We start from the raw sequence: 26259 nt of genomic DNA, 5'->3' as shown, positions 1-26259 counted from the left end.
GGAGTGGTGAGATGGCCACGGCACCGCGTCCCCGTACGACCACGCGTGACCCGGAGGAACTGGCACATCGGCTGACGGCCTGGCTCGCCACGCGCCTGCCCGGCGCCAGGACGGTGAACATGACCGTCCCCGAGTCCAACGGCATGTCCAGCGAGACCCTGCTCTTCGACATCGAGCACCCCGAACCGCCCTTGCGTGCCTGCGCGTTGAGGCTGGCGGCGGACCCGGCGGCGTACACCGTCTTCCCCGTCTACGACATGCCCCGGCAGTACCGCACGATGCGCCTGGTCGCGGAGCGCACCGATCTGCCGGTGCCCCGGGTGCTGTGGCTGGAGGAGGACCCCGGGCCGCTCGGGGCGCCGTTCTTCGTCATGGAGCGGATCGAGGGGCGCGTGCCCCCGGACGTCATGCCCTATACGTACGAGGGGAATTGGCTGCACGCGGCGAGCGACGAGGAGCGTGAGCGCCTGGAGGCGGCCTCGACGGGGCTCCTCGCGCGGCTGCACGACCAAGTTCCGGTGAAGGAAGCCGACTTCCTGGCCCTGCCGGGTGACGGCAGCCCATTGCGCCGTCACGTGAGGGCCCAACGCGCCTACTACGCATGGGTGATTGACGGACTGCCACGATCACCCCTCATCGAGAGTGCCTTCGACCGGCTCGACGAGTTGTGGCCGCGCGACGAGGGCGAGGCGGTGCTCAACTGGGGTGACGCGCGCATCGGGAACGTCATCTACGACGGCTTCGAACCCGCCGCCGTCCTCGACTGGGAGATGGCGGCCCTGGCCCCGCGCGAGGTCGACCTCGGCTGGACCGTCTATCTGCACCGCTTCTTCCAGGACCTCACCGTGAGCTTCGGGCAGAGCGGGCTGCCCGACTTCATGCGCCGTGACCGTGTGGAGCGACGCTATGCCGAACTCACCGGCCACACACCGCGGGACATGGAGTTCTACACGCTGTACGCCGCTCTGCGACACGCGATCGTCATGCTCCGCGTCGCCTACCGCCAGGCGCACTTCGGTGAGGTAGCCGTACCCCCGGACCCGGACACACTGATCCTGCACCACGGCAGCCTGCGAGCCATGGTGCAGGGCAGCTACTGGCAAGGACCGGGCGTCGCCCGCTGAAGGCGCTCGCCGAGCGCGGGGACGGTCAGGCGGCCTGGCGCCGCATCTCGGGGACCCGCATCGGGCGCGAGCCCGGACCACCCACGTGGGAGAACGGCTGCGTCCGCCAGTCGAGGCCCTGAGGGAGCGTCAACAGGAGGGCGGTGTCCTGCTCCTGGAGTTCGGCGGACTCGTCCGCGGGCCGTGCGTCGGCCGCCGTGCGGCCCGTGCCGGAGCAGACCGTGAGCCCGAAGGGGTTCCACGGCGAGGCGCACAGCGCGTGCTCGGGCAGGACCTCCTCGTCCGCCAGGAGCGCGATGGGCTGCGCGCAGTCCGGGCAGATCACCCGGTACATCTCGAAAGTGTCGTACGCGTCGAACTCCTCGCCGTCCAGGGCGTCGGGTTCGACGCCCTCCGGCTCGGGCTCGAGAACGGGCTGCTGCCGCTTGGACGCGGTACGAACTGGGCGCTTAAGACTCTGCATGGGTTTCTCCCCCTCGGGTGGGCCGACAAGGCACTGCGGCCTCGACCACAGCAAGCACTTCCCGTCCCGTCTCTGCGGTAATCACGAGAACATCACGGACCCGGTTGCAGCCATGTGGCGTTCGTCACATGCCGCCCGCAGGTGCCTGGCCCAGTGGATTTGTCCCCCGGGTGGCGTACAGCTGACTCTAAGCCACATTACAAACCGGGTATGACCTGCGCCGCTGAGTATCCGGGGGGATCAAGGGCCCTGTAGGTTCTTGCGTCATGGAGGAGCTGGACCGACAAATTGTGCAGCTGCTCGTCGCAGACGGGCGGATGAGTTACACCGACCTGGGCAAGGCCACGGGCCTGTCCACGTCTGCCGTGCATCAGCGGGTGCGCCGGCTGGAGCAGCGCGGCGTCATCCGCGGCTATGCCGCGGTCGTGGACCCGGAGAGCGTAGGGCTGCCCCTGACCGCTTTCATCTCGGTGAAGCCGTTCGACCCCAGCGCCCCGGACGACATCGCGGAACGCCTCGCCGGCGTCCCCGAGATCGAGGCCTGCCACAGCGTCGCGGGCGACGAGAACTACATCCTCAAGGTGCGGGTATCCACCCCGCACGAACTGGAGGAGCTCCTCGCGCGGCTACGCACGCTCGCTGGCGTGTCGACACGGACGACGGTGGTGCTGTCGACGCCGTACGAGGCGCGACCGCCCCGCATCTGACGGGGTTTGCGGCTTTTCGCGGCCCCCGCGCGCGGGGCGGGTGCTCACAGGCGCGAGACTGTCCCCCATGAGTGAGAGCACCGCCTCGTCGGACACCGTGCTGTTGCGCGGTGGAGAAGTCCACAGCCCCGCCGACCCCTTCGCCACCGCGATGGTCGTCGAACACGGGCACGTCGCGTGGGTCGGCTCCGAAGGCGCGGCCGACGCCTTCGCGGACGGGGTCGACGAGATCGTGGACCTCGAAGGCGCCCTGGTCACCCCGGCGTTCACCGACGCGCATGTGCACACCACCGCCACCGGGCTTGCGCTCACCGGCCTCGACCTGTCCGACGCCCCGTCCCTGGAGGCGGCGCTCGCTCTCGTACGGGACTTCGCGGCCGCCCGCCCCGCCGACCGGGTCCTGCTCGGCCACGGCTGGGACGCGGCCCGCTGGCCCGGCGGACGTCCTCCGGCGCGCGCCGAACTCGACGCGGCGACCGGCGGGCGCCCGCTCTACCTCTCCCGTATCGACGTGCATTCCGCCGTGGTCACCACCGCGCTCCTGGACCTGGTCCCGGGCGTCACGGCACGCGCCGGGTACTCGCCCGACGGCCCGCTGGTCCGCGACGCCCACCACGCGGTCCGCGCCGCGGCCCTCGGCGCCATCACGGACGGGCAGCGCATCGAGGCCCAGCGCGCCGCGCTCGCCCACGCCGCCTCGCTCGGCATCGGCTCCGTGCACGAGTGCGCGGGCCCGGAGATCTCCTCCGAGGACGACTTCACCGGCCTGCTGCGGCTCGCCGACGAGGAGCCCGGCCCCCGGGTCGTCGGCTACTGGGCCGAGTGGGCCGAGGAGGGCGTGGCGAAGGCGCGGGCACTGGGCGCGATCGGCGCCGCGGGTGACCTCTTCATCGACGGCTCGCTCGGCTCGCACACCGCCTGCCTGCACCAGCCGTACGCCGACGCCGAGCACACCGGCACGGCCTATCTCGACACCGCCGCGGTCGCCGCGCATGTGGTGGCCTGCACCGAGGCGGGCCTCCAGGCGGGCTTCCACGCCATCGGGGACGCCGCGGTGACCTCCGTGGTCGAAGGGGTGCGCGCGGCCTCGGAGAAGGTCGGGCTGGCCCGCGTGCGCGCCGCCCGGCACCGCGTCGAGCACGCCGAGATGCTCACCCCGGAAACGATCGCCGGCTTCGCCGAGCTCGGCCTCACCGCCTCCGTGCAGCCCACCTTCGACGCGCTGTGGGGCGGCGAGGACGGCATGTACGCCCAGCGCCTGGGCGCCGAACGGGCCCGGAGCCTCAACCCCTTCGCGGCCCTGCTGCGCACCGGCGTGCCGCTCGCCTTCGGCTCCGACAGCCCGGTCACGCCCCTTGATCCATGGGGCACCGTCCGCGCCGCGGCCTTCCACCGCACGCCGGAGCACCGGGTGTCCGTACGCGCCGCGTTCACGGCGCATACGCGGGGCGGCTGGCGGGCGATCGGACGGGACGACGCGGGCGTCCTGGTGCCGGGCGCGCCCGCCGACTACGCCGTGTGGCGCACCGCCGAGCTCGTCGTGCAGGCCCCCGACGACCGGGTCGCGCGCTGGTCCACCGACCCCCGCTCCGGCACCCCCGGACTGCCTGATCTGACCCCCGGGAACGACCTGCCCGTCTGCCTGCGCACCGTGGTGGCCGGACGGACGGTATTCGTACGGCCTAACGAGTGATGTCCGGGGGTGGCGCACCCTTGATCATCGCCCGCCACTCCGTCTCGCGACCTGCGCATCCTCCGCGCTGACCAGGCGATTGAGAGAAAAGCAGCAGGTCAAACGGCTGTTGACAGCTGGCCGCAGGTGGCCGGTAGGTTCGGCCGGGTCCACCACCGGACGTCCGACCGGGGAACTTCCGCGCGGCCTCGAAGCGCCGCTGGGTCAGGGGTGGTGTGCCGCACCGGCGCACCACCACTGGGAGCCAGGCCCAGCGCCCGTGCAACGAGGCGAGGGAACGTTCCGACAAGTCGGCAGGTGTGACCCGGGTGGGGCCCGGACGTTCAGTAGACAACGGCTTTAGGTCGACCCGCAGCCAGCGGGTCCCTGGTCGGCCCGAAGGGCGCCGGGCCCCGATCCGCAGCACACGAGTTTCCGCCCCAGGGCGACGGCTCTTACCCGCCTCTTGTCGAATCGACACCCCCGTACTAACGCGGCGAGGCAACACCGCAGGTTGAGCGCACTATGGTGGACCTCTGCGTACGGATACGAAGGGGCAGCAGTGAACGACGGCGACGGGACCCTCGCGGCGGAAGCCCAGGGGAGGAAGTTCGGCCCGCTCGGCACGGCCTTGGTGATCATTCCGACCTACAACGAGGCGGAGAACATCAAGCGCATCGTCGGCAGGGTGCGTGCCGCCGTGCCCGAGGCGCACATCCTCGTGGCCGACGACAACAGCCCCGACGGCACGGGCAAGCTCGCCGACGAGCTGGCGGTCGAGGACGACCACGTCCAGGTGCTGCACCGCAAGGGCAAGGAAGGCCTCGGCGCCGCCTACCTCGCGGGCTTCCGCTGGGGCATGGAGCATGGCTACGGCGTACTCGTCGAAATGGACGCCGACGGCTCGCACCAGCCCGAGGAGCTGCCCCGTCTGCTGACCGCCCTCAAGGGTGCCGACCTCGTGCTCGGCTCGCGCTGGGTGCCGGGCGGGCGGGTCGTGAACTGGCCCAAGTCCCGCGAGTTCATCTCCCGCGGCGGCAGCCTGTACTCCCGTGTCCTGCTCGACGTGCCGATCCGCGACGTCACGGGCGGCTACCGCGCCTTCCGCCGCGAGACCCTCGAAGGCCTCGGCCTCAGCGAGGTCGCCTCGCAGGGGTACTGCTTCCAGGTCGACCTGGCCCGCCGCGCCGTCAAGGCGGGCTTCCACGTCGTCGAGGTGCCCATCACCTTCGTCGAACGGGAACTCGGCGACTCCAAGATGAGCCGCGACATCCTCGTGGAGGCCCTGTGGCGGGTCACTACGTGGGGCGTGGGCGAACGGGTCGCTCGGATCAAGGGCCGCAAGTCCTCCTGAGCGGCGCCGGCCGGGCGCTCCGTACGCAGTCGCGGCAATAGGCAAAGCCGCGGTGCCGACGCACAGCTCCGGTCACCGATCCACAGCCGCGGTTGATCATCCGCTTATCCCGTACTGAGCCGCGCCCAGGCACACTGGGAACATGACGACTGGCGCTCCGACTCCCACGTACCCCGCCCGCCCGCGGCGCTCGCGGCTGCGCACCTTCCTGCCGCTCGGCATCGCCGCGTGGCTGGTGCTGGAGATCTGGCTGCTGACGGTGGTCGCGGGCGCGTCGAGCGGTTTCACCGTCTTCCTGCTGCTGCTCGCCGGTTTCGTCCTCGGCGCCGTGGTCATCAAGCGGGCCGGACGCCGGGCCTTCAAGAGCCTCAGCGAGACCCTTCAACAGCAGCAGAGCGGCGCCGCCCCGACGACCGGCGGCGGCAATGGCAACGGCAACGGGCTGATGATGCTCGGCGGCCTCCTCCTGATGATCCCCGGCCTCATCTCCGACGCCGTCGGCCTGCTCCTGCTCATCCCGCCCGTCCAGAAGGCCCTCAGCCGCTACGCGGAGCGCACCCTCGACCGCAAGATGCGCACGGCCGTCCCCGGCACCTTCGGCGACGCCTTCCAACAGGCCCGCATCCACCGCCCCGACGGCAAGGTGGTCCAGGGCGAGGTCATCAGGGACGAGGATGTGCGAGGCCCGGGCTCGGGGCAGGACCCGCACCCGCCGCTCGGTCGCTGACGGCTGGGGTCCGGCATCATCCAGCCCGTCCGGCGTTTGAGGACGAGCCGTTAAGGCGAAGGGGGGTCTGGGGGCGCAGCCCCCAGGACCGGCCACCCCCACTGGGCCACTGACCCGACTGGGCCGCACCGCCCCCCGCGCCCCATCAGAACGCACGAAACCGCAGGCCCCGTACAGAAAACGTACGGTGCCTACGGTCTCGGCGTGCGTGGTATGCCGCTCAACCCCCGGAGGGACTACGCGGACTTGCGGCTGTCCCGCGGATGCACCGCGATGTTCATCGCGCCGGAGCGCAGAACGGCCAGGCGCTCCTCAAGGACCTCTTCGAGCTCCTCGCGAGTGCGCCGCTCCATCAGCATGTCCCAGTGCGTACGCGCGGGCTTCGCCTTCTTTTCCTCAGGGCCGTCGCCGTCCACGAGAAGTGCCTGGGCCCCGCAGACCTTGCACTCCCACTCCGGCGGAATTTCGGCCTCCACCGAGAAGGGCATCTCAAAGCGATGTCCCTTCTCGCATGCGTACTCCACGGCCTGGCGCGGAGCCAGGTCGATCCCGCGGTCCGTCTCATAGCTGGTCACTACGAGGCGTGTGCCGCGAAGAGCTCGCTCACTCATGAATCGTGCCTCCCGGGCTTGTCGCCCACAGGACAGGTGTCGCTGTCGTCGTCATCCGGTCAACGTCCGGTCGGCGGTAAAGATTCCCGTTCCGGGTCATGCGTCGCCGTCGTAGCCGCCCCTTGTTGTACCCACCAGCGCCCGGTTTGTCACATCTGGCAGCAGATGTCACCCACCGTTTCGGCATCTTTGACGCGCAGTAACGGTACGCCTGGCAGGCCAAACGCGTACACTACCGGCCTTTGGCCCCGGGTGCTAAATCCTGTCCGGTACGGGATTGCCCGCGTCGCGCACCGCCTGCCGCACCGGGACCCGCGCGAGCAGCGCGAATCCGATGACGAAGAAGGCCACGAGCGAGATGATCGCGTCCCGATAACTTCCCGTCAGCTGGTAGGTCAACCCGAACAGCAGCGGGCCCAGCCAGCTCATGCCGCGGTCGCTCATCTCGTACGCCGAGAAGTACTCGGCCTCCTTGCCGCTCGGCACGAGATGGGAGAACAGGGAACGGGACAGTGCCTGGCTGCCGCCCAGGACGAGACCGATACCGGCGGCGAGGACGAAGAACCAGACGGGCGCGCCGGCGGGCAGGAAGTACCCGGCGCCGAGCGTCACCGTCCAGGCGACGAGCGAGCCGAGGATGGTGCGTTTCGCGCCGTATGTGCGCGCCAGCCGCCCCATGCCCAGGGCGCCCCCGACCGCGAGCACCTGGACCAGCAGCACGGCCACGATCAGGGTCGACTGGCTCAGGCCCAGCTCCTCCGACCCGTACACCGAGGCCTGCGAGATGACGGTCTGGATGCCGTCGTTGTAGACGAGGTAGGCGAGCAGGAAGGCGAGTGTGAGCGGTTTGGCCCGCATGTCCCGCACGGTGGCCGCCAATTGCCGCCAGCCGTGCACGGAGCCCGTCCCCGTGGAGTCCGTCGGGCGGTCGCGCAGGCGCTTGAGCGGTACGAGGGTGAAGGCGCCCCACCAGATGCCCGCCGAGGCCAGACAGATGCGGACGGCCGTCGACTCGGAGACACCGAAGGTGTCGTGGGCCGTGAACAGGATGAGGTTCGCGACCAGCACCAGTGAGCCCGCCGCGTAACCGAAGGCCCAGCCCCGGGACGAGACGGCGTCACGCTCCTCGGGCGGAGCGATCTGCGGCAGGTAGGAGTTGTAGAGGACCATCGACACCGCCACCGAGGCGTTCGCGACGATCAGCAGCAGGCCGCCGAGCAGATAGCGGTCGCCGTCCAGGAAGAACATGCCGGTGGTGGCCGCGGCGCCCAGATAGGCGGCGGCCGCGAGCAGCGGCTTCTTGCGGCCCGTGCGGTCGGCGGCCGCGCCTGCCATCGGCATCACGAAGATCGACAGGATGACGGAGGCGGAGACCGTGTACGCGAAGAAGGAACCGGCGCGGATCGGGATCCCCAGGGGGTGCACAAAACCGTCCGCGTCCGCCGCGTGCTTGGCGACCGACGTCAGATAGGGGCCCAGGAAGACGGTCAGCACGCTCGTCGAATAGACGGAGCACGCCCAGTCGTAGAAGTACCAGCCGCGTTGTTCGCGCCGCCGCTCGGCGACCTCGTCGTCCGGCTGTGCCTGCACGGTGTCAGTGCCCACCCGTGCCCCTCGCTTCCCCGTGAACGGACCGCGCGAGGGAGCTCAGACCCAGGTGTCCCGGTCCTCCAGGACCTTGCGCAGCGTGTCGATGTGATCGGTCATGATGCCATCGACTCCCAGGTCCAGGAGCCGGTGCATGCGTTCCGGTTCGTTCACGGTCCACACGTGCACCTGGAGCCCGCGCGCGTGGGCGGCCCGCAGGAAGCGACGGTCGACCACCGGCACGCCCGACTGGGACTCCGGCACCTGTGCGGCGACGGCCGACCGCCGCAGCGGGGCCGGTATGCCCCACGAGCGCAGCCGCAGGCCGAGCACACCGCGTGTGCCGTACGACGTCGCCAGGCGCGGCCCGGCCAGGCGCTGGGCGCGGGCGACGCGCGCCTCGGAGAAGGAGCCGACGCAGATGCGGTCCCAGGCGTCGGTGCGGTCGATCAGGTCGAGCAGCGGCAGGAGGGCGGGCTCGGCCTTGACGTCGATGTTCCAGCGCACCTCGGGGAAGACTTCGAGGAGCTCTTCGAAGAGGGGAACCGGTTCCTTGCCCCCCACGCGCGCGTGGCGCACGTCTTCCCAGGGGAGGTCGGCTATCCGGCCCGCCCCGTCCGTCACCCGGTCGAGGGTCGAGTCGTGGAAGGCGACGAGCCTGCCGTCCGCCGTCGCGTGCACGTCCGTCTCGATGTAGCGGTAGCCCGCCGCCACCGCGCGCCGGAACTGGGCCAGGGTGTTCTCCAGACCGTCCGCCGCCCCGCCCCGGTGCGCGAAGGCGATCGGGCCCGGATGGTCGAGGTAGGGATGGCGTATGCGCATGCTCACCGGGGCAGTATCGCGCCCTCCGGTTGACCGGCGGCAACGACGGTACTGCCGTCCGGTGCCGTGCGAACGGCGAACACCCGCAGGAAGAGCTGGGCGAGTGGGCCGATCGCGACGGCGTACAGCACCGTGCCGATGCCGACCGTGCCGCCCAGCGCGAAGCCGGTCGCGACGACCGCCACCTCCAGGACGGTGCGCACCAGACGGATCGATCGTCCCGTGCGCCGGTGCAGACCCGTCATGAGGCCGTCGCGCGGGCCGGGGCCGAAGCGGGCCGAGATGTAGAGGCCGGTCGCCACGCCGTTCAGCACGATGCCCGCCACGAGCAGGGGAATCCGCACGGCCAAGGTGTGCGCTTCCGGCACCAGCGCGAGCGTGCCGTCCATGGCGATGCCGACCACGAAGACGTTGGAGACCGTGCCGAGGCCGGGGCGCTGGCGCAGCGGGATCCACAGGAGCAGCACCGCCGCGCCCACGATGATCGACACCACGCCGATCGTCAGACCGGTCAGCTCGGCGAGGCCCTGGTGCAGCACGTTCCAGGGCTCCAGGCCGAGGCCGGATTCCACGAGCAGGGCCGAACTCGCGCCGTACAGCGCAAGGCCTGCGTACAGCTGGACGAGGCGGCGCGGGAGCCGTCGTGTCCCCGAGTGGACTGAGTCCGCGGAGCCCTCGGAGAGGGTGGAGTTTCCGGAGAGCGGCGAGCCCGCGGAGTGTTCGGAGCTCTCGGCGCATGTGGACAAGAGATGCCCCCCTGTGGTGGTAGTGGCCTGGCGCATGACATTCTGTGGCTTGGTTGGAGATCTCATCCAAGGCCAATTCGGGGAAGGTGGACTGGGAATCATGGCGCAGTGGACTTCGGCGGTAGGTGCCGCACAGCTCGCCCGGCTCCTCAACTCCCAGCAGGAGCGCCCCGCGGGGCCGGGCACCCGCCGTCCGCCCGCCTATCGGGCGCTCGCCGACGGCATCCGGCTGCTGGTGCTCGAAGGGCGGGTCCCGGTGGCCGCGCGGCTGCCCGCCGAGCGGGAGCTCGCGCTGTCCCTGTCCGTCAGCCGTACGACCGTCGCCGCCGCCTACGAGGCGCTGCGGGCCGAGGGGTTCCTGGAGTCCCGCCGCGGAGCGGGCAGCTGGACCGCCGTGCCGGCCGGGAACCCGTTGCCCGCGCGCGGCCTGGAACCCCTGCCGCCCGAGGCCCTCGGTTCCATGATCGACCTCGGCTGCGCGGCGCTGCCCGCCCCCGAGCCATGGCTCACCCGCAGTGTGCGGGGCGCGCTGGAGGAGCTGCCGCCGTACGCGCACACGCACGGCGACTATCCCGCCGGGCTGCCCGCACTGCGCTCGATGCTCGCCGAGCGGTACACCGCGCGCGGTATTCCGACCATGCCCGAGCAGATCATGGTGACCACCGGGGCGATGGGCGCGATCGACGCGATCTGCCATCTCTTCGCCGGGCGCGGCGAGCGCATCGCGGTCGAGTCGCCTTCCTACGCCAACATCCTTCAACTGATGCGCGAGGCCGGGGCCCGGCTGGTGCCCGTCGCCATGGCCGAGGGGCTCTCCGGGTGGGACCTGGACCGCTGGCGCCAGGTCCTGCGCGACGCCGCGCCCCGTCTCGCCTACGTGGTCGCCGACTTTCACAACCCGACCGGCGCTCTCGCCGACGATCACCAGCGGCGCGGGCTCGTGGACGCGGCGCGTTCCGCGGGCACCGTGCTCGTCGTCGACGAGACGATGAGCGAACTGCACCTGGACGAGGACGTGGAGATGCCGCGCCCCGTGTGCGGCTTCGACCCCGCCGGGTCGACCGTCATCACCGTCGGATCCGCGAGCAAGGCCTTCTGGGCGGGCATGCGGATCGGCTGGGTGAGGGCCGCGCCCGATGTGATCCGCAGCCTGGTCTCGGCGCGCGCGTACGCCGATCTGGGTACGCCCGTGCTGGAGCAACTGGCCGTGAACTGGCTGCTCAGCACCGGGGGCTGGGAACAGGCCGTCGACATCCGGCGGGGCCAGGCCCGCGAGAACCGCGACGCCCTTGTCGCCGCCGTGCGGCGGGAACTGCCCGGATGGGAGTTCTCGGTACCGAAGGGCGGGCTCACACTGTGGGTCCGCACCGGCGGGCTGTCCGGGTCCCGCCTCGCCGAGGTGGGCGAGCGGGTGGGCGTCCGCGTCCCCTCCGGGCCCCGGTTCGGGGTGGACGGGGCCTTCGAGGGGTACGTACGGCTGCCGTTCACCGTGGGCGGTGCGGTGGCCGAGGAGGCGGCGGTGCGGTTGGCTGCGGCGGCGCGGTTGGTCGAGACGGGGGCGAGCGGGGGGAACGAGACCCCGCGAACGTTCGTGGCGTAAGGGTTCTCGCTTTCGCCGCCCCTACCCGTCCCATCCCTGGGGCTGCGCCCCCAGACCCCCCTAAAAGAATGCGCAGTTCCCCGCGCCCCTAAAAGACAAAAGACCGGGGGCGGGCCGGGGGCGACGGGGCGCAGCCCCGAGCCGTTGGGGGCGCGGGGCTGTGACATTTGCGGCTCCGCCGCGGGGCGCGACCAGCCCCCACTCACCCGCAGCCGACACACAACCCACGGGGTCTGGGGCGGAGCCCCAGAAGGATGGGACGGGCAGGGGCGGCGGGGGCGAGAGAACTCAGCTTTCCGCCACCGCGGCCTTCAGCGGCAGCGCCCCCGCATCCGCCGGAGTCGTACGCTCCGGCAGAAGTTCAAGGACCGCCCGCCGCTGGGCCTCGCTCGTCGCATCGTCGTACGGATCAGGCGTGGCAGGCACCTGGAGCCGAAGGACGGGCCCGGTCCCAAGGCGGGCGTACCCGCGCCCGGCCGGCACGTCACGGGTGGGAGTGGTGTGCGGGGGCGCACCCAGGACGGCTTCCAGTTGGGCGGAGGACGCGGGACCGAGCACCACGCGCGCGCGGGTGTGCTGCCGCACCGCCTCGCTCAGCACGTCGAGGCTGTCGAAGTGCTCGGCCACGACGACCGTCACGCCCGCCGCACGCCCGTGCCGGAGGGGCACCTGAAGGAGGGCCTGCGGGTCCTTGCGGCCGTCGGCGGCGGCCAGGTGGCCCAGCGCGCTGGGCCGGTCCAGCAGGATCCACAGGGGGTTCTTGATGTCGTCCGGAGCGGGGTGCCCCGCCTGACGTGCACGGTTCGCGGCGATCAACCGCCGCTCCGTCTCGTGCGCGGCCCATTCCAGGCTGGCGAGGGCTCCCGCAAGCCCGCACTCGACGGCCAGCACACCGGCCCGCCCGGTCAGGCACGCGTACTCGCCGGTGCCGCCCCCCTCGACGATGACGACATCGCCGTACTGGAGGGTCTGCAGGGCGATCGAGCGCATCAGTGTGGTCGTTCCGCTGCCGGGTTCGCCCACCACCAGCAGGTGTGGCTCGGTCGAGCGGATTCCCGTGCGCCAGACGACCGGAGGGACGTCGCGCTGTTCCTCACCGTAGGTGAGGGGGAGCGTGCGCTGGACGTCGGCCGGGTCGGTGAAGCCGAGGACCGTCTCGCCGGGGGCGGTGACGAAGCGCTGGGCGGCGATGTCGGTGGGGAGGGGCGGGAGGACCGTGATGGTGAGTTCGTTGCCCTCCTCGTCCCAGTCGAAGTGGTACTCGCGGCCGCGCCCCGACTTCGCGTGCAGGAGTTGCTCGATGCGGGCGCGGGACTCCGCCTCGCCGTCCGTGAAGTACGCCGGATAGCGGATGAGGAGCCGGGACACGCGTCCGTCGTCGTCGAAGTCGTAAGAGGAGAACGCCTTCTCCCAGTCGCCGCCGTGGGCGTAGAGGGGATCAGGGTCCTCGGCCGCCGAGAAGTACGGGACCAGGGCCTCGTACAGCGACTGGAGGCGCCCGGTCTGCGCCTCGTCGGGGCCGGTGGGTGCCGGCGGGGTGCGGTCGCGGCCGGTCCAGGCTGCCGCCGCCATCAGGCTGATGGCGGCGAGCAGTGGCCCGTACGGCACCAGTGCCACGACCAGGATCACCGAGGCCACCAGGAACAGCAGCGGCCCGCGCCGGTCCTTGGGGGTGTCGGCCCACTTGCGCCGTCCGGCTCCTGCCAGCCGGCGCAGTCCTCGGGAGACCGTGATCAGTGGGTGGAGGACGTCGGTGGCGCTGTCGGCTGCCGTCCGGGCCAGCTCCCGGCTTCGGGCGATCTGTGCGCTGCCGTTGCTGAGAATGCGGGGGAGAGGGCGCCGGGCCACTGCTGTCTCCTGATGGTGCGTGCGAGAGGGGTGGACGAGGTCAGAACTTGATCCCGCCGAGCAGGCTCGCCAGACTCTCTCCGCCGGCCTTGATGCTCGGAGCGATGGCCGTACTGGCCAGGTAGAAGCCGAACAAGGTCGACACCAGGCAGTGCGACGCCTTGAGGCCGTCCTTGCGGAAGAAGAGGAATACGACGACGCCGAGCAGGACCACACCTGACATGGACAGGATCATTTGAGTCTCCTGGTTCGTGGGGACAGTCACCATGAGTACTTCCAGGATCACAGCATGTATCCATACGATAAAAGGTGCAACTGGGTGAATTTCGGCTAATTTCACCCAAGTGGCGGAGCCGTCTGGGGCTGCCTGAACGGGTCTGTTGCGTCGGGCGGGTCTGCTGTGATCTTTGCCGTGGACGGTGCCGGTCATGTCACGGTGGAGCCAGTACGCTGTCGATTCACCCGAACGGTTGTAGTGAGAGGCGGTCCGGCCGATGAGTGAAGCCCCCGACCCCGAGGTCGTGGAGCTGGCGACCAAGATCTTCGATCTGGCCCGCCGTGGCGAGACCGAGGCGCTCGTGGCGTATGTGGACGCGGGTGTTCCGGCCAACCTCACCAACGACCGCGGTGACTCGCTCGTGATGCTCGCCGCCTACCACGGTCACGCCGACGCGGTACGCGCCCTGCTGGAGCGCGGCGCCGAGGCGGACCGGATCAACGACCGGGGTCAAACACCGCTCGCCGGGGCCGTCTTCAAGGGTGAGGAGGCCGTGATCCGGGTGCTGCTTGACGCCGGTGCCGATCCGGCCGCCGGTACGCCCTCGGCCGTCGACACGGCGCGCATGTTCGGCAAGACGGAACTGCTCGAATTGTTCGGCGCGCACTGACTCGAACGCTCTGACCAGGCGAAACGCAAGAAAAAGGGGAGGCGGAACGGGGCCGCCGGAAATACGGTCGCGGCAGGAAGAACTGCCGAGTCATCATGACGTCGTGATTCACGGACGCGATGGCTGGGCAGGTGTTGCCGCACCGCGCGGGCCGTGATGCGGCCCGCATGGGCCACCGACGAGAGGCAGAGGAAGATGGTCTACAGCAAGCAAGAAACGGCGGGCGCTCCGACGTGTTGTCACGCGGCCAGGTAATGCAGGATCCCGGTTGCGTCGACGCTTGATGTGAGGCTGTTTCCCATGTTCGATCCGGTCATAGCGCCTAGCGGAACGCTGCTCGGCCTGCTCCAGAGGGGCCGCGGCGACGGCACGCTGCACGCGCTCACCGCACCGCGCGCCGAAGCGCTCGCGGCGCTGAACCACTGTGTGCTGCGGGACCCCCGCCACGACTGGCAGGTGGAGAACCGCTCCCTGTACTACGCCCGTCTCTACCTCGATCTGAGCGGTGAGCTCGACGAGATCGAGCGGCATCTCTTCGAAGCCGAGGACGTCCTCGACACGTGCGAGTCACGCACGGGGCTCGCCCTCGCGGTCCTCGGGCACCTCGCCTCGTACGGCAGGCACGACGCGCTCGAACTGCTGCGCAGGTACGCCGCCTCCGGCACCAACTGGGCCTGGGCTCTCGACGAGCTGGCCCTGCGTGACGACGACGCGGGTCTGCGGGCCCTCGCCGTGCCCGTACTCGCCCGCTTCCCGTCGGACGCGGAGGGCGAGGCCGAACTCGCCGCCGCCGTGCGCGACGCCTTCGAGCCCCGGCCCTGGCGGCTGTGGGCCGACGATCCGCGCGAATCCATCGGCACGCGCGTGCGTGCCGCCCAGGAAGCCGGTTCCTTCGACCGCTGGCAGCGGCAGATGCGACCATCCGGGCCCCGCCCGGGGTGGAGCGTGCGGGCCGTCTTCGAATGGGCCCAGCAGGGCATCGAACGCGGAGCCGCGCTCCATGTGCCGGCCGCCCGTTGCCTGACCGCCGTCGCGGGCCCCGAGGACCGGCCCGAGATCGTCGAGGCCGCCCGGAGCGGCGACGACGGAGCCCGCTGCACCGCCTTGCGCTATCTCGCCGACGGCAATGATCCAGACGCCCTCGATCTGATCGAGACAGCCGTGGCCAATGGTTCTGCGGCCGCTGCCGAGGCCGCCGTCGACGCCTTCGAACGGATGCGCAGCGTGGCCGCCGTCGACCGGGCGCGAAGTTGGGCGCACCGGCCCGACGCCCTGGGCGCCGCCGCGGGACGGATGCTCGCCTGCCGGGGCGGAGCCCAGGACAGCGAACTGGTCCTCGGGGCGCTGCGGGAAGCGGTACGGGGCGAAGGCCCGGACGCGCCGACCCTGTGGACGCTCGTCGACGGCACCGGACGGCTCGGCATCGTCTGTGCCGCACCCGTGCTGCGCCATGTGTACCGCGAGACGGCCTCGTCCCATCTGCGCGGGCGCGCCGCCCGTGCCCTGGCCGCCACCGATCCCTCCTTCCCCGCGGGCTTCGCCGTCGAATGCCTGTGGGACTGCGAGGAGTCCACCCGAGAGGTCGCCGCACGGCACGCCGAGACCGGTGACGCGCGCGTGGTGGACCAGCTCCGGCGGCTGGCGGCGGATCCGGCCGAGGAGGCGGACGTCCAGACCGCGGTACGCAGCCGGATAGGGCCCGACATGCCCGCCGTATGAACGTTCGGTGACCCGGGAGTCAGGAGGGCGTGGACGCGGGCTGACCTGGACGGGTGTGGAGCGCAACGCTCATGGGACGTTCCTCGCCAGGAAAGATCCACGTTGACGCGGCCACGTCCAGCACGGCGACAACACGGGTATGCGTGTCGTCATCGTGACCGAATCCTTTCCCCCCGATGTGAACGGCGTGGCCCACTGCGCGCTCCAGACCGCCCGGCACCTCGTCGATCGCGGTCACGCTCCCCTTGTCGTCGCCCCGGCCACAGCGGCCGGAAACGGGCCCGACGCCCTTGCGCCGTGCCCCGTCGTCCGTGTCCCCTCCCTACCGCTCCCGGGCTACCCCCAGGTCCGCGTCGCCCTCCCCAGCCGACGCGTCGCCGCGGCGATCACCGAACACCGCGCCGACATCGTCCACCTGGCCAGCCCCTTCGTCCTCGGCGTCCGCGGCATGGCGGCCGCCGCCCGGCTCGGCATCCCCGCCGTGGCCGTCTACCAGACCGACCTCGCCGGATACGCCCGTACGTACATCAGTGCGGGTGAAGCCACCGCGTGGCGGCGCATACGCTCCGTGCACGCCGCCGCCGACCGGACGCTCGCCCCGTCCAGCGCGGCCCTGCACGACCTGGAGGCACACGGAGTGCCCCGGGTGCGGCTGTGGCCGCGCGGCGTGGACACCGTCCGCTTCCGTCCCGACCGCCGGGACGAGGCGCTGCGCCGCGAACTCGCGCCGAACGGCGAGCTGATCGTCGGCTACGTCGGCCGGCTCGCCCCCGAGAAGCAGGTCGAGCTCCTCGCCGGTGTCTGCGGCCTGAACGGCGTGCGCGTCGTGGTCGTGGGCGACGGGCCGAGTCAGCACACGCTCACCGAGGCGCTGCCCGGCGCCGTCTTCCTCGGGCGTCGTACCGGCGACGAACTCGCCCGGATCTTCGCCTCGCTGGACGTCTTCGCGCACACCGGTCCCTTCGAGACCTTCTGCCAGACCGTGCAGGAGGCCATGGCCAGTGGGGTGCCCGTCGTCGCGCCCGCCGCGGGCGGACCGCTCGACCTGGTGGCCCACGGACGTACGGGGCTGCTGGTGCCGCCGCGTGACGGGGCCGCCGTACGGGACGCGGTGTGGGCGCTGGCCGCCGATCCCGCGTTGCGGGCCGCTTACGGCGCCGCGGGGCGGGCCACGGTCGAGGGCCGCACCTGGGCCGCCGTGGGCGATCAGCTCATCGGGCACTACGCCGATGTGCTCTCCGCGCGGAAGCTGGTGGCGGCATGAGTCTGCGCATCGTTCGGCTCGCCAACTTCGTCGCCCCCGCCTCCGGCGGTCTGCGCACCGCGCTGCGGGAGCTCGGCTCCGGCTACCGGGCGGCCGGGCACGAGCCGGTGCTCATCATCCCCGGTGAGCGCGTGAGCGACCGCGAGACCGAGCAGGGGCGGGTGATCACGCTGCCCGGGCCGCTGCTGCCCGGGACCGGCGGCTATCGCGTGCTCACGGACAGGCGGCGGGTGGCCCGGCTCCTGGAGTCGCTCGCGCCCGACCGCCTCGAAGTCTCCGACCGGACCACCCTGCGCTGGACCGGCGTATGGGCACGGCGGGCCCGGGTGCCCGCCGTGATGGTCTCCCACGAGACCGCCGACGGAGTGCTGCGGACCTGGGGGCTCTCCGAGGGGATGGCCCGGCGGACCGCCGACGCCCTCAACATCCGTACGGCGCACACCTATGCGCGTGTGGTGTGCACCACGGAGTTCGCCGAGCGTGAGTTCGTCCGTATCGGCGCACGCAATGTCGTACGCGCCCCCCTGGGCGTCGACCTTGTGGGGCGCCACCCCGCGTTGCGCGATCCGGGCGTGCGCGCCCAGTACGCGCGCGGGGGAGAGGCGCTGCTCGTGCTGTGCTCCCGGCTGTCCGTAGAGAAGCGGCCCGGCACGGCACTCGACGCGCTGGAGGCCCTGCTACGGCGCGGACAGCGTGCTGTGCTCGTCGTGGCCGGGGACGGACCGCTGAGGGCCCGGCTCGAACTGCGCGCCCGGGAGCGGAGGCTGCCCGTCACCTTCCTCGGGCACGTCTCCGACCGTGCCGTGCTCGGCGCGCTGCAGGCCTCCGCCGACGTGTGCCTGGCCCCAGGGCCCGCCGAGACGTTCGGGCTCGCCGCTCTGGAGGCGATGGCCTGCGGCACGCCCGTCGTCGCCAGCGCACTGTCCGCTCTGCCGGAGGTCGTCGGGTCCGCCGGGGCCACCGCGGCGGACCGCGGGGACTCCTTCGCGGACGCGGTGCGGCTGTTGCTGGGGCGCCCCGAGAACGAGCGCAGGGAGGCCGCACGCGCGCGTGCGGAGTGTTTCGGATGGGATGCCGCCGTAGAGGGCTTTCTCGCCGCGCACGACGCGGTGGTCCAGGCCCGCCCGCGCTTGCAGGAGGGCGTCGGATGAGACCCCTTCGGTTCGTGGCCCTCGGGGACTCGCTGACGGAAGGCGTGGGTGATCCCGTCGGAGAGGCGTGGCGGGGGTGGGCCGCACTGCTCGCACAGGGGCTCGCCCCGGCGGACGCACCCGTGGAGTTCACCAATTTCGCGGTCAGCGGGGCGCAGACCCGGGATGTGCTGGAGCGGCAGACCCCGGCGGCGCTGGCCCTGGAGCCTGACATCGTCTCCGTGGTGATCGGCGTCAACGACACCCTGCGGTGCACCTTCGACATCCACTCGGTGGCCGAGCGGCTCGACAAGGTGTACGCGGCGTTCCGCGCTCAGGACGCGGTGGTGATGACGGCCTGTCTCCCGGATCCCGGCTCCATGCTCGGACTGCCGGGGGCGTTGGCGCGGCCGTTGGCCCGGCGGCAGCGGGCCGTCAACACGGTCGTGCACGCGCTCTCCGAGCGGCACGGGGCGATGCACCTGCACGCCGCGGAGGAGGAGTGGCTGACGGACCGCGCGATGTGGAGCGCGGACCGGCTGCACCCGGGGGAGCAGGGGCACCGGCAACTCGCCCTGCGCTTCCACGCACTGCTCGCCGAGCAGGACATCGCCACGGGGACGGCGCCCTCGGCCGAGCCCGAGTTTCCCGTGCCCACGCGATCGGCCAGCCTGTGGTGGCTGGCGACCGCGGGAACGGGATGGGTGGCCCGGCGCTGCACGGACCTGCTCCCGCAGCTGCTCACCCTCGCCGCCGCCGAACTACGCCACCGGGCGCGCGGCACCAGTGCGCGCCTCGACCTGAGCGCCTCGCACGCCGTCTCGTCCGCGCTGGCCGCGCTGTCGGTGGCCGAACAGCCGGACGCGGCATGACGGTTCGGCGGGGGCGCAGGGGCGCTCGGCGGCAGCGTGCGGGCGCTTGCCGGCTTCAGCGGCGGCGTACGGCCACGAAGCGCACCGGCGTGCCCGGGACCGCCTGAGCCGCCGCAGGGAGGTCCGTGGGGCGGACGACCGCGATCACCGGGTACCCGCCGGTGGTCGGATGATCGGCGAGGAACACGACCGGCCGGCCGTCGGGCGGTACCTGGACGGCGCCCAGAACCATGCCCTCACTGGGGAGTTCACCGGAAACGGCCCTCTCCAGTGAGGGCCCTTCCGTCCGCAGGCCGATGCGGTTGCTCGCGGACGACACCCGGTACGCACGGGTGGTGAGGACGCGCACGGCCGACGTCGTGAACCAGTCGTCGCGCGGGCCCAGCGTCACCCGCAGGACCAGCTCGGCGGGCGGGGCGGCGTGCGGGACGACATCCACGCGCGCGTGGAGCGCGCCGGGGCGTCCCAGGGGCAACACCATGCCGTCCGTGAGCGGCGGGGGGCCCAGGCCCGAGAGAAGGTCGGTGGAGCGGCTGCCGAGGACCGGGTCCACGGCCACTCCACCGGAGACGGCCACATAGCTGCGCAGCCCCGTGCGCGCGTGGCCGACGTCCAGCAGCGCTCCGGCGGGTACACGCACGGGCGCGCCCCAGGCGGCCGGACGGCCGTCGACGGTGACCGGGCAGGGAGCTCCCGCCACCGCCACGGTGATCGCCGAACGCGGGCGCAGGGCGCAGCCGTTGAGCGTCGTCTCCAGGACAGCCGCTTCGGAAGGGTTGCCGACGAGCCGGTTGGCCAGCGCCGCCGCGGGCGCGTCGAGCGCGCCGGAGCGCGGTACGCCGAGGTGGGCGTGGCCGGGGCGGCCCTGGTCCTGGACGGTGGTCAGCGCCCCGGAGCGGACGACGGAGAGGGCCCGGTCCGTCATGAGCACCGCGCCGGTACGAAGCGGACCCGTGCGCCCGGAGCCAGCAGCGCGGCCGGCACGCGCGCGTGGTCCCACAGCACCACGTCCGTCGTGCCGATCAGCTGCCAGCCGCCCGGCGACGAGCGCGGGTACACACCGGTGTACGGGCCCGCGAGCGCCACGGAACCCGCGGGAACCGCCGTCCGCGGGGTCGCCCGGCGAGGCACGTCGTAGTGCGACGGCAGTCCCGTGAGGTAACCGAAGCCGGGCGCGAACCCGCAGAAGGCGACCCGGAACTCGGCCGCCGCGTGGATCTCGGGCACCTCGCGCTCGGCCACACCCCACAGGGCCGCCACATCCGCCAGGTCGGGACCGTCGTACCGTACGGGGATCTCGATCGCCTCGCCCGCCCGCGCATGCAGCGGCGGGATGTCCCACGTGGGAAGCCGCTCCGCCAGGCGCCCGGGGTCGTCCAGGCCGTCCAGGAGGACCGTGCGAGCCGCGGGGACGATCTCGCGCACGGAAAGGGAACCCTCCGCGCGGCGGCGCAGCAGCTCGGCGTGCAGGGCCTGCGCCGCGTCGCCCGAGGAGACCTCGACGAGCAGGGCCCGGTCACCGACAGGCAGCGCCCGGATGTCCTCGCCGACCGAGAGCGCCCGCGTGCCGTCACCGGCCGGCAGCGCGCCCAAGTCGTCGCCAACTGGCAGCGCTCTCATGCGAACGCCTCCACGCGGACGCCCGAGTGCTCCAGCCGGTCGCGCACCCTGCGGGCCAGCTCCACCGCGCCCGGCGTGTCCCCGTGCAGGCACAGGGACCGGGCGCGGACCGGGACGCGCTCCCCGGAGTGCGAGGTCACCACTCCGAAGCGGGCCAGGCCCACCGAGCGTTCGACGACCGCGTCCGCGTCCGCGATCACCGCGCCGGCCTGGGTACGCGGCACCAGGGTGCCCTCCTCGGTGTACGCGCGGTCCGCGAACGCCTCGGTGACGGTGGGCAGTCCGGCCTGCTCGGCCAGTTTCAGGAAGCGGGAGGAGGGCAGGCCGAGGACGGGCAGGGTGGCGTCCGCCAGCCGTACGCCCTCGACGACCGCCCCCGCCTGCTCCTCGTCGTGCACGACGCGGTTGTAGAGCGCGCCGTGCGGTTTCACATACGACACGCGCGTGCCGGCCGCGCGGGCGAAGACCTCCAAAGCGCCGATCTGGTACGCCACTTCTGCGGCCAGCTCGTCGGCCGGTACGTCCATCGCGCGCCGCCCGAACCCCGCCAGGTCCCGGTAGGAGACCTGGGCGCCGATCCGTACGCCGCGCTCGGCCGCCAGCTCGCACACCCGCCGCATGGTGGCCGCGTCCCCGGCGTGGAAACCGCAGGCCACATTGGCGCTGGTGACGACGGACAGCAGCTGTTCGTCGTCGGTCAGTCGCCAGCGGCCGAAGCCCTCGCCGAGGTCGGCGTTGAGATCGATCGGGGTCATGAGGTGCGGTCTCTCCTGTATCTCCGGATCGGGTCTTTCCGGGTCAAGTCTTTCCTGTTCAGGCCACGCGGTACTGCTCGTCGCGGGTGTCCGTGAGAAACATCTGGCCGGGCGCGTGGGTGATCGCGAACGGTGGGCGGGACGCCATCACGGCGGCCTGGGGTGTCACTCCGCAGGCCCAGAACACCGGGATGTCGTCCGGCGCCGCGTCCACCGGATCGCCGAAGTCGGGACGCGAGAGATCCTCGATGCCCAGCCCCGACGGCTCACCGCAGTGCACCGGGCTGCCGTGCACGGCGGGCAGCAGACTGCTCTCCCTGATCGCCGCGGCCAGGTGCTCGGGCGGGACCGGGCGCATCGACACCACCATCGGTCCGTGCAGCCGTCCGGCCGGACGGCACTGGCGCCCCGTCACGTACATGGAGACGTTGCGCCCCTGCTCGATGTGGCGCATGGGGACGCCCGCCTCGCTCAGCGCCCACTCGAAGGTGAAGCTGCACCCGATGAGGAACGACACCAGGTCGTCGCGCCAGCGGTCGGTCACGTCCGTGGGTTCGTCGACCAACTCGCCGTGTTCCCAGACCCGGTAGCGCGGCAGATCGGTGCGCAGGTCCGCGCCCTGAGCCAGCGGAGTGGTCCAGGAACCGGCGTCGGTGACGTCGAGGACCGGGCAGGGTTTCGGGTTGCGCTGGCAGAACAGCAGCATGTCGTACGCCCAGTCGGCGGGCACCGAGATCAGGTTCGCCTGGGTGTGACCCGCGGCGACTCCGGCGGTGGGGCCCGACACGCCTGAACGGAACTGGGCACGCGCCTTCTTGGGGGTCCACGCGTGCGCGTGGCCGTTGATTTCCAGCAGGGGCGACGGGCGGTCCTGGGCGAGGCTCAACGGTGGGTCCTGGACGGTGTCGTTCACAGGAGCTCCTTGCCACGGGTCTCGGGGAGTCCGATCAGTGCCAGCGCGGCGAGGGCGTAGCCGATCGCGCCGAAGACCAGCGCGCCGCCGACGCCCCAGCTGTCGGCCAGGAAGCCGACCGTGGTGGGGAACGCGGCGCCCACGGCGCGCCCCGTGTTGTACGTGAAGCCCTGTCCCGTGCCGCGCACCGCCGCCGGGTACAGCTCGCTGAGGAACGAGCCGAAGCCGCTGAAGATCGCCGACATACAGAAGCCGAGCGGGAAACCGAGCACAAGGAGAAGGGCGTTGGCGCCGCTGGGGATGTTCGCGTAGGTGAGGATGCAGGCCGCCGAGAGGATCGCGAAGAGCAGGATGTTGCGCTTGCGGCCCAGTTTGTCGGTGAGATAGCCGCCCGTGAGGTAGCCGATGAAGGCTCCGGAGATCAGGAACGTGAGGTAGCCGCCGGTGCCGACGACCGACAGGCCGCGCTCCGTCTTCAGGTACGTCGGTACCCAGGTGGCCAGCGTGTAGTAGCCGCCCTGGACACCGGTGGAGAGCAGGACCGCGAAGAACGTGGTGCGCAGGAGGCCGGGAGCCTCGGCCGTACCCGGCTTGAAGATCGCCGTGAACGAACCCTTCTGGGCGCTCTTCTCGCGCTCGGCGGCCGCCTCGGGAGCGTCCTGCACCCGGCGCCGCACCCAGAGGACGAGCAGCGCGGGCAGCGCGCCGGTCCAGAACATCACGCGCCAGGCCAGGTCGGCGCTGACGAACTGGAAGACCAGCGTGTAGACGACCACCGCCAGTCCCCAGCCGACGGCCCAGGAACTCTGGACCGCGCCGAGCGTGCGGCCCCGGTGCTTCGCGCTCGCGTACTCGGCGACCAGGATCGCGCCGACCGCCCATTCGCCGCCGAAACCGAGGCCCTGAAGGGCGCGGAACACCAGCAGCGTCTCGTAGTTGGGCGCGAAACCGCAGGCGACGGTGAACACCGCGTAGGTGATCACGGTGATCATCAGCGCCTTGACGCGACCGAACCGGTCCGCGGCCACGCCGGCGACGGCGCCACCGATCGCCGAGACGACCAGCGTGACCGTAGTGAACAGGCCGGTCTGGCCGCTGTCCAGACCGAAGTACGCCGCCAGCGCGACCATGCTCAGTGGCAGCGTGAAGTAGTCGTACGAGTCGAGGGCATAGCCGCCGAACGCGCCGGCGAAGGCGCGGCGGCCGCGCGGACCGAGCGCGTGCAGCCAGGCGAACGCGCTTTCCTGGGTGGTGAGTTGTTCCGTGCCGGGCCGGGCGTCGGCCGTCAGGGCCTGGGATGGAGGGGTCGTGCTCATGGGCACCTCACAGTGAGGGACGGAGGGTGCTTGAGGACTGAGCCGTGCCGTGCGGAAGCGGTCGGCGCCGGGGGAGCGGATGGCGCCATGAGGAGCAAGGTAGAGGATCGTTGAACGATCCCTCAATACCCATGTTGTTTCGTTCTTGTATCTGCGATTGAATTCCGGGCATGGCAGAGCAGCTGACGGGACTGGCCGACGACCGCGCCCTGCTGGGCCGCACCAGCACCGCCGAACGGGTCTCCGACATCCTCCGGAGCCGTATCGCCGAGGGGTACTTCCCGCCCGGTACACGGTTGTCCGAGGACAGCATCGGCGGGGCGCTCGGCGTCTCGCGCAACACGCTGCGCGAGGCGTTCCGGCTGCTCACGCACGAACGTCTGCTCGTCCATGAACTGAACCGGGGCGTCTTCGTGCGGGTGCTGACCGTCGAGGACGTCGAGGACATCTACCGCACCCGCGGCCTCGTCGAGTGCGCCGTCGTACGCGGCCTCGGTGAGCCGCCGTACGCACTGGAAGGCCTCGCCGCCGCGGTCACCGCAGGGCAGCTGGCGGCCGTCCAGAATGACTGGAAGGGTCTGGCTACGGCCAACATCCACTTCCACCGGGAGCTGGTGGCGCTGGCCGGCAGCGCCCGGACCGACGAGCTGATGCGCAGCGTCTTCGCCGAACTGCGACTCGCCTTCCACCTCGTGGACGAGCCGAGGCGGCTGCACGAGCCGTACCTCGCGCGCAACCGCCAGATCCTCCAGGCCTTGCAGGCCGGGGACCGGGGTGAGGCCGAGAGACTGCTCGCGGTCTACCTGGGCGACTCGCTGGACAGGGTCGTCGAGGTGTACCGGCGACGGGTGGCTGAAGGCGGCCAGGGCCTCGGCTGAGCCCCTCTCGCGCGGGTGTGACGGTAGTCGCTTCTGCGTCGTTTGGGTCGTTGTCAGACCGAGGACCTAGTCTGTGCACCGTGACTTCGCCTGCATCGACGGACAGCGTTCCGCCCCAGCTCAGCGCGGGGCCGCGCCCCGCGCCGGGCCCGGCCGCCGACGAGGGCCTGGCGCGGCGGCTGCGCGCGCTCGCCTGCACGGCGCCGCTGCACGACCTCGATGTGCGCAAGGCGAACCTCGCGGGTGAGTACACCGTGTATGGGATGGCGGAGGTCGCCCTCGCCGCCATCGACCTGGTCACGCTGAACATGGACTTCGACACGGGCGCCGACCACGACCAGATAGTGGCCAGGCTCATTCCGCGCATCGCCGCCCAGGCCCCGCGGCGGCCCGTCGCCGAGCACGAGCGCGTGGCCCGCTGGGTCCTCGAGAACCTGATCAACGTCGGCAGCGTCGACCGCGGCTTCCGGGCCGTATACGGCACCTTCGCGCCCGACGGCTCCTATGTGCGCCGCGACTACGACTTCAAGCTGATCGAGGAGGTGCCCGGCTACGGAGGGAGCGTCTATCTCCGTACGACCGACGAAGCGGTCAACGTCCTAGTCGGCGCCCTCGACACCGACGTCACCAGCGCGCAGATCGCCGCCGAGGTCAAGCTGGAGGTGCTGATCAGCCGCGGTCGGCTCGCCGACGCGCAGCTCGCCGCCGAGCAGGCCCGCTACCGGACGGTGCAGTACTCGGAGACGCTCCGCAGGGCGCTGGACGCGACCCGGCGCAATGTGCGGGCCGTCGACTGGCTCCAGGCCGTACCCGACATGATCGCCGAGGCCCTGGACCACGTCGCCGACCGCTACCGGCACGAGAACGCGATCCTCACCAACATCCGCAAGGCCCGTGACGAGTCCGAGGACCCCGAGCAGAAGCGCCGCGCCGCCGAGCTCGTCGACATCGTGAAGGACTGCATCCGCAGGCATACGCAGCTGCAGTCCCGCCTTCTGGAGGCGGGCCCGCTCTTCCGCGCCGAGCAGGACCGGCAGGCCTTCGCCACGCCCATGACGACCTCGGGGATAGACCTCTACGGGCATCTCGTCGCGCCCGTGCTGCCGCTGCCCGTGGAGCAGGCGCTGCGCGTGACGGACGCGTTCTTCGCGCGCGGAACGGGTCTGCGCACGCCTGTGGCCGTGCGCGTGGGGGACCTGGTCGACATACTGCTGACGCCGCCGGTGGAGCGGGAGCACCTCGGGGCGGAGATGCCCGAGCCGGACCTCATTGCCACGCCGGACGACAGCCGGTTCAGCGAGGAACAGCTCGCTTCCGCGATGGAACTGCTGGATCTGCCTTCGGACGCGCCCCGGCGGTTGTCGGGGCTGCTCGCGGAGGCGCGCCGCCGGGATCCCGAACTTCCCTACCTGGTAGCTCTGTTGGCTGTTCACGCGGCCAGTCCGCCGGTCGGCACCGCGTATCGGCAGGGCGAGGAGAAGCTGCTGTTCGCCGTGGACGACGGGGCCGAGCTGGATGATCCGGAGTTCGGCGGGGCCGATCTGATCGTGGGGATGGCTCTGCTGGATGCGGTCGGGATGGCGGCGGATCGGCAGTGAGCATGTCATTGGAAGAGCTGGGGAAGAGCGGGTTGTCTGTGACCTG

The 26259-nt window shown here is 71.6% G+C and carries 25 protein-coding genes; 13 read left to right on the top strand and 12 right to left on the bottom strand.

The window, feature by feature from the left end:
• Window positions 1–11 precede the first annotated feature (11 nt).
• Window positions 12–1124 carry a phosphotransferase family protein gene (locus AB5J50_RS09225; RefSeq protein ID WP_369256617.1) on the top strand — a complete coding sequence of 371 codons (1113 nt, stop codon included), beginning with the start codon at window positions 12–14 and terminating at the stop codon, window positions 1122–1124.
• A gap of 25 nt (window positions 1125–1149) precedes the next feature.
• Here AB5J50_RS09225 and AB5J50_RS09220 read toward each other — a convergent pair whose 3' ends face one another.
• Window positions 1150–1587, bottom strand: a complete 438-nt coding sequence (locus tag AB5J50_RS09220) for a hypothetical protein (protein WP_369256615.1) — start codon at window positions 1585–1587, stop codon at window positions 1150–1152.
• 266 nt (window positions 1588–1853) lie between these two features.
• Here AB5J50_RS09220 and AB5J50_RS09215 point away from each other — a divergent pair, with 266 nt between their 5' ends.
• The 4 genes from AB5J50_RS09215 to fxsA all read left to right on the top strand — a co-directional run bounded on the left by AB5J50_RS09215 (window position 1854) and on the right by fxsA (window position 6047).
• Window positions 1854–2294, top strand: a complete 441-nt coding sequence (locus tag AB5J50_RS09215; RefSeq protein ID WP_327427179.1) for an Lrp/AsnC family transcriptional regulator — start codon at window positions 1854–1856, stop codon at window positions 2292–2294.
• A 67-nt stretch (window positions 2295–2361) separates the two neighbouring features.
• A complete protein-coding gene (locus AB5J50_RS09210; protein WP_369256613.1) occupies window positions 2362–3987 on the top strand; it encodes an amidohydrolase in 1626 nt (541 codons plus the stop codon).
• 541 nt (window positions 3988–4528) lie between these two features.
• Window positions 4529–5320, top strand: a complete 792-nt coding sequence (locus AB5J50_RS09205) for a polyprenol monophosphomannose synthase (protein WP_327427177.1) — start codon at window positions 4529–4531, stop codon at window positions 5318–5320.
• A 142-nt stretch (window positions 5321–5462) separates the two neighbouring features.
• Window positions 5463–6047, top strand: coding sequence for an FxsA family membrane protein (gene fxsA, locus AB5J50_RS09200; protein WP_369256611.1), 585 nt, complete (start codon window positions 5463–5465; stop codon window positions 6045–6047).
• 236 nt (window positions 6048–6283) lie between these two features.
• Here the strand turns inward: fxsA and AB5J50_RS09195 are convergent, their stop codons facing one another.
• The 4 genes from AB5J50_RS09195 to AB5J50_RS09180 all read right to left on the bottom strand — a co-directional run bounded on the left by AB5J50_RS09195 (window position 6284) and on the right by AB5J50_RS09180 (window position 9813).
• Window positions 6284–6658, bottom strand: a complete 375-nt coding sequence (locus AB5J50_RS09195) for an RNA polymerase-binding protein RbpA (protein ID WP_003977404.1) — start codon at window positions 6656–6658, stop codon at window positions 6284–6286.
• 255 nt (window positions 6659–6913) lie between these two features.
• Window positions 6914–8263, bottom strand: a complete 1350-nt coding sequence (locus AB5J50_RS09190; protein ID WP_369256609.1) for an MFS transporter — start codon at window positions 8261–8263, stop codon at window positions 6914–6916.
• 42 nt (window positions 8264–8305) lie between these two features.
• On the bottom strand, window positions 8306–9073 hold the full coding sequence (locus AB5J50_RS09185; protein ID WP_369256607.1) for a glycerophosphodiester phosphodiesterase: 768 nt from the start codon (window positions 9071–9073) through the stop codon (window positions 8306–8308).
• Window positions 9070–9813 (bottom strand): YitT family protein, encoded by a 744-nt coding sequence (locus tag AB5J50_RS09180; RefSeq protein ID WP_369256605.1) that lies wholly within the window; start codon window positions 9811–9813, stop codon window positions 9070–9072. The genes AB5J50_RS09185 and AB5J50_RS09180 overlap by 4 nt, the downstream gene beginning before the upstream one ends.
• 100 nt (window positions 9814–9913) lie before the next feature.
• Between AB5J50_RS09180 and AB5J50_RS09175 the strand changes: the two genes are divergently transcribed.
• Window positions 9914–11413, top strand: coding sequence for a PLP-dependent aminotransferase family protein (locus AB5J50_RS09175; protein WP_327427172.1), 1500 nt, complete (start codon window positions 9914–9916; stop codon window positions 11411–11413).
• Between the two features lie 288 nt (window positions 11414–11701).
• On the opposite strand, the gene AB5J50_RS09170 is transcribed toward AB5J50_RS09175, so the two are convergent.
• Together AB5J50_RS09170 and AB5J50_RS09165 are read right to left on the bottom strand one after the other, a co-directional pair.
• A complete protein-coding gene (locus tag AB5J50_RS09170) occupies window positions 11702–13261 on the bottom strand; it encodes a hypothetical protein (protein WP_369256602.1) in 1560 nt (519 codons plus the stop codon).
• Between the two features lie 40 nt (window positions 13262–13301).
• The gene (locus tag AB5J50_RS09165; protein ID WP_189188106.1) at window positions 13302–13496 is read right to left on the bottom strand and encodes a hypothetical protein; all 195 of its coding nucleotides are present in this window, start codon (window positions 13494–13496) and stop codon (window positions 13302–13304) included.
• Between the two features lie 259 nt (window positions 13497–13755).
• On the opposite strand from AB5J50_RS09165, the gene AB5J50_RS09160 reads away from it, so the two are divergent.
• The 5 genes from AB5J50_RS09160 (at window position 13756) to AB5J50_RS09140 (ending at window position 19133) form a co-directional block, all read left to right on the top strand.
• Window positions 13756–14148, top strand: coding sequence for an ankyrin repeat domain-containing protein (locus tag AB5J50_RS09160; protein WP_369256600.1), 393 nt, complete (start codon window positions 13756–13758; stop codon window positions 14146–14148).
• 300 nt (window positions 14149–14448) lie between these two features.
• Window positions 14449–15867, top strand: coding sequence for a HEAT repeat domain-containing protein (locus AB5J50_RS09155; RefSeq protein WP_369256598.1), 1419 nt, complete (start codon window positions 14449–14451; stop codon window positions 15865–15867).
• Between the two features lie 139 nt (window positions 15868–16006).
• Window positions 16007–17131, top strand: a complete 1125-nt coding sequence (locus AB5J50_RS09150; protein ID WP_369256596.1) for a glycosyltransferase family 4 protein — start codon at window positions 16007–16009, stop codon at window positions 17129–17131.
• Window positions 17128–18282 carry a glycosyltransferase gene (locus AB5J50_RS09145; protein ID WP_369256594.1) on the top strand — a complete coding sequence of 385 codons (1155 nt, stop codon included), beginning with the start codon at window positions 17128–17130 and terminating at the stop codon, window positions 18280–18282. Before AB5J50_RS09150 ends, AB5J50_RS09145 begins: the two co-directional genes overlap by 4 nt.
• A complete protein-coding gene (locus AB5J50_RS09140) occupies window positions 18279–19133 on the top strand; it encodes an SGNH/GDSL hydrolase family protein (protein ID WP_369256592.1) in 855 nt (284 codons plus the stop codon). The genes AB5J50_RS09145 and AB5J50_RS09140 overlap by 4 nt, the downstream gene beginning before the upstream one ends.
• Before the next feature lie 55 nt (window positions 19134–19188).
• Here the strand turns inward: AB5J50_RS09140 and AB5J50_RS09135 are convergent, their stop codons facing one another.
• The 5 genes from AB5J50_RS09135 to AB5J50_RS09115 all read right to left on the bottom strand — a co-directional run bounded on the left by AB5J50_RS09135 (window position 19189) and on the right by AB5J50_RS09115 (window position 23737).
• Complete coding sequence (locus tag AB5J50_RS09135) at window positions 19189–20058, bottom strand: biotin-dependent carboxyltransferase family protein (RefSeq protein ID WP_369256590.1); 870 nt, start codon at window positions 20056–20058, stop codon at window positions 19189–19191.
• A complete protein-coding gene (gene pxpB / locus AB5J50_RS09130; protein WP_369265345.1) occupies window positions 20055–20672 on the bottom strand; it encodes a 5-oxoprolinase subunit PxpB in 618 nt (205 codons plus the stop codon). The genes AB5J50_RS09135 and pxpB overlap by 4 nt, the downstream gene beginning before the upstream one ends.
• Before the next feature lie 77 nt (window positions 20673–20749).
• The gene (locus AB5J50_RS09125; RefSeq protein WP_369256588.1) at window positions 20750–21508 is read right to left on the bottom strand and encodes a LamB/YcsF family protein; all 759 of its coding nucleotides are present in this window, start codon (window positions 21506–21508) and stop codon (window positions 20750–20752) included.
• Between the two features lie 58 nt (window positions 21509–21566).
• Entirely contained in the window at window positions 21567–22394 is an 828-nt protein-coding gene (locus AB5J50_RS09120) for a putative hydro-lyase (protein ID WP_369265344.1), read from the bottom strand.
• 23 nt (window positions 22395–22417) lie between these two features.
• The gene (locus AB5J50_RS09115; protein WP_369256587.1) at window positions 22418–23737 is read right to left on the bottom strand and encodes an MFS transporter; all 1320 of its coding nucleotides are present in this window, start codon (window positions 23735–23737) and stop codon (window positions 22418–22420) included.
• A 170-nt stretch (window positions 23738–23907) separates the two neighbouring features.
• Between AB5J50_RS09115 and AB5J50_RS09110 the strand changes: the two genes are divergently transcribed.
• Together AB5J50_RS09110 and AB5J50_RS09105 are read left to right on the top strand one after the other, a co-directional pair.
• Entirely contained in the window at window positions 23908–24615 is a 708-nt protein-coding gene (locus AB5J50_RS09110) for a GntR family transcriptional regulator (RefSeq protein WP_369256586.1), read from the top strand.
• Between the two features lie 80 nt (window positions 24616–24695).
• The gene (locus AB5J50_RS09105; protein ID WP_369256585.1) at window positions 24696–26213 is read left to right on the top strand and encodes a hypothetical protein; all 1518 of its coding nucleotides are present in this window, start codon (window positions 24696–24698) and stop codon (window positions 26211–26213) included.
• The last annotated feature ends 46 nt before the right edge of the window (window positions 26214–26259 follow it).

It is taken from the genome of Streptomyces sp. R35 (assembly GCF_041053035.1).
GTDB classification, from domain to species: domain Bacteria; phylum Actinomycetota; class Actinomycetes; order Streptomycetales; family Streptomycetaceae; genus Streptomyces; species Streptomyces lutosisoli.
This window is presented reverse-complemented; position numbering and strand designations above follow the sequence as displayed.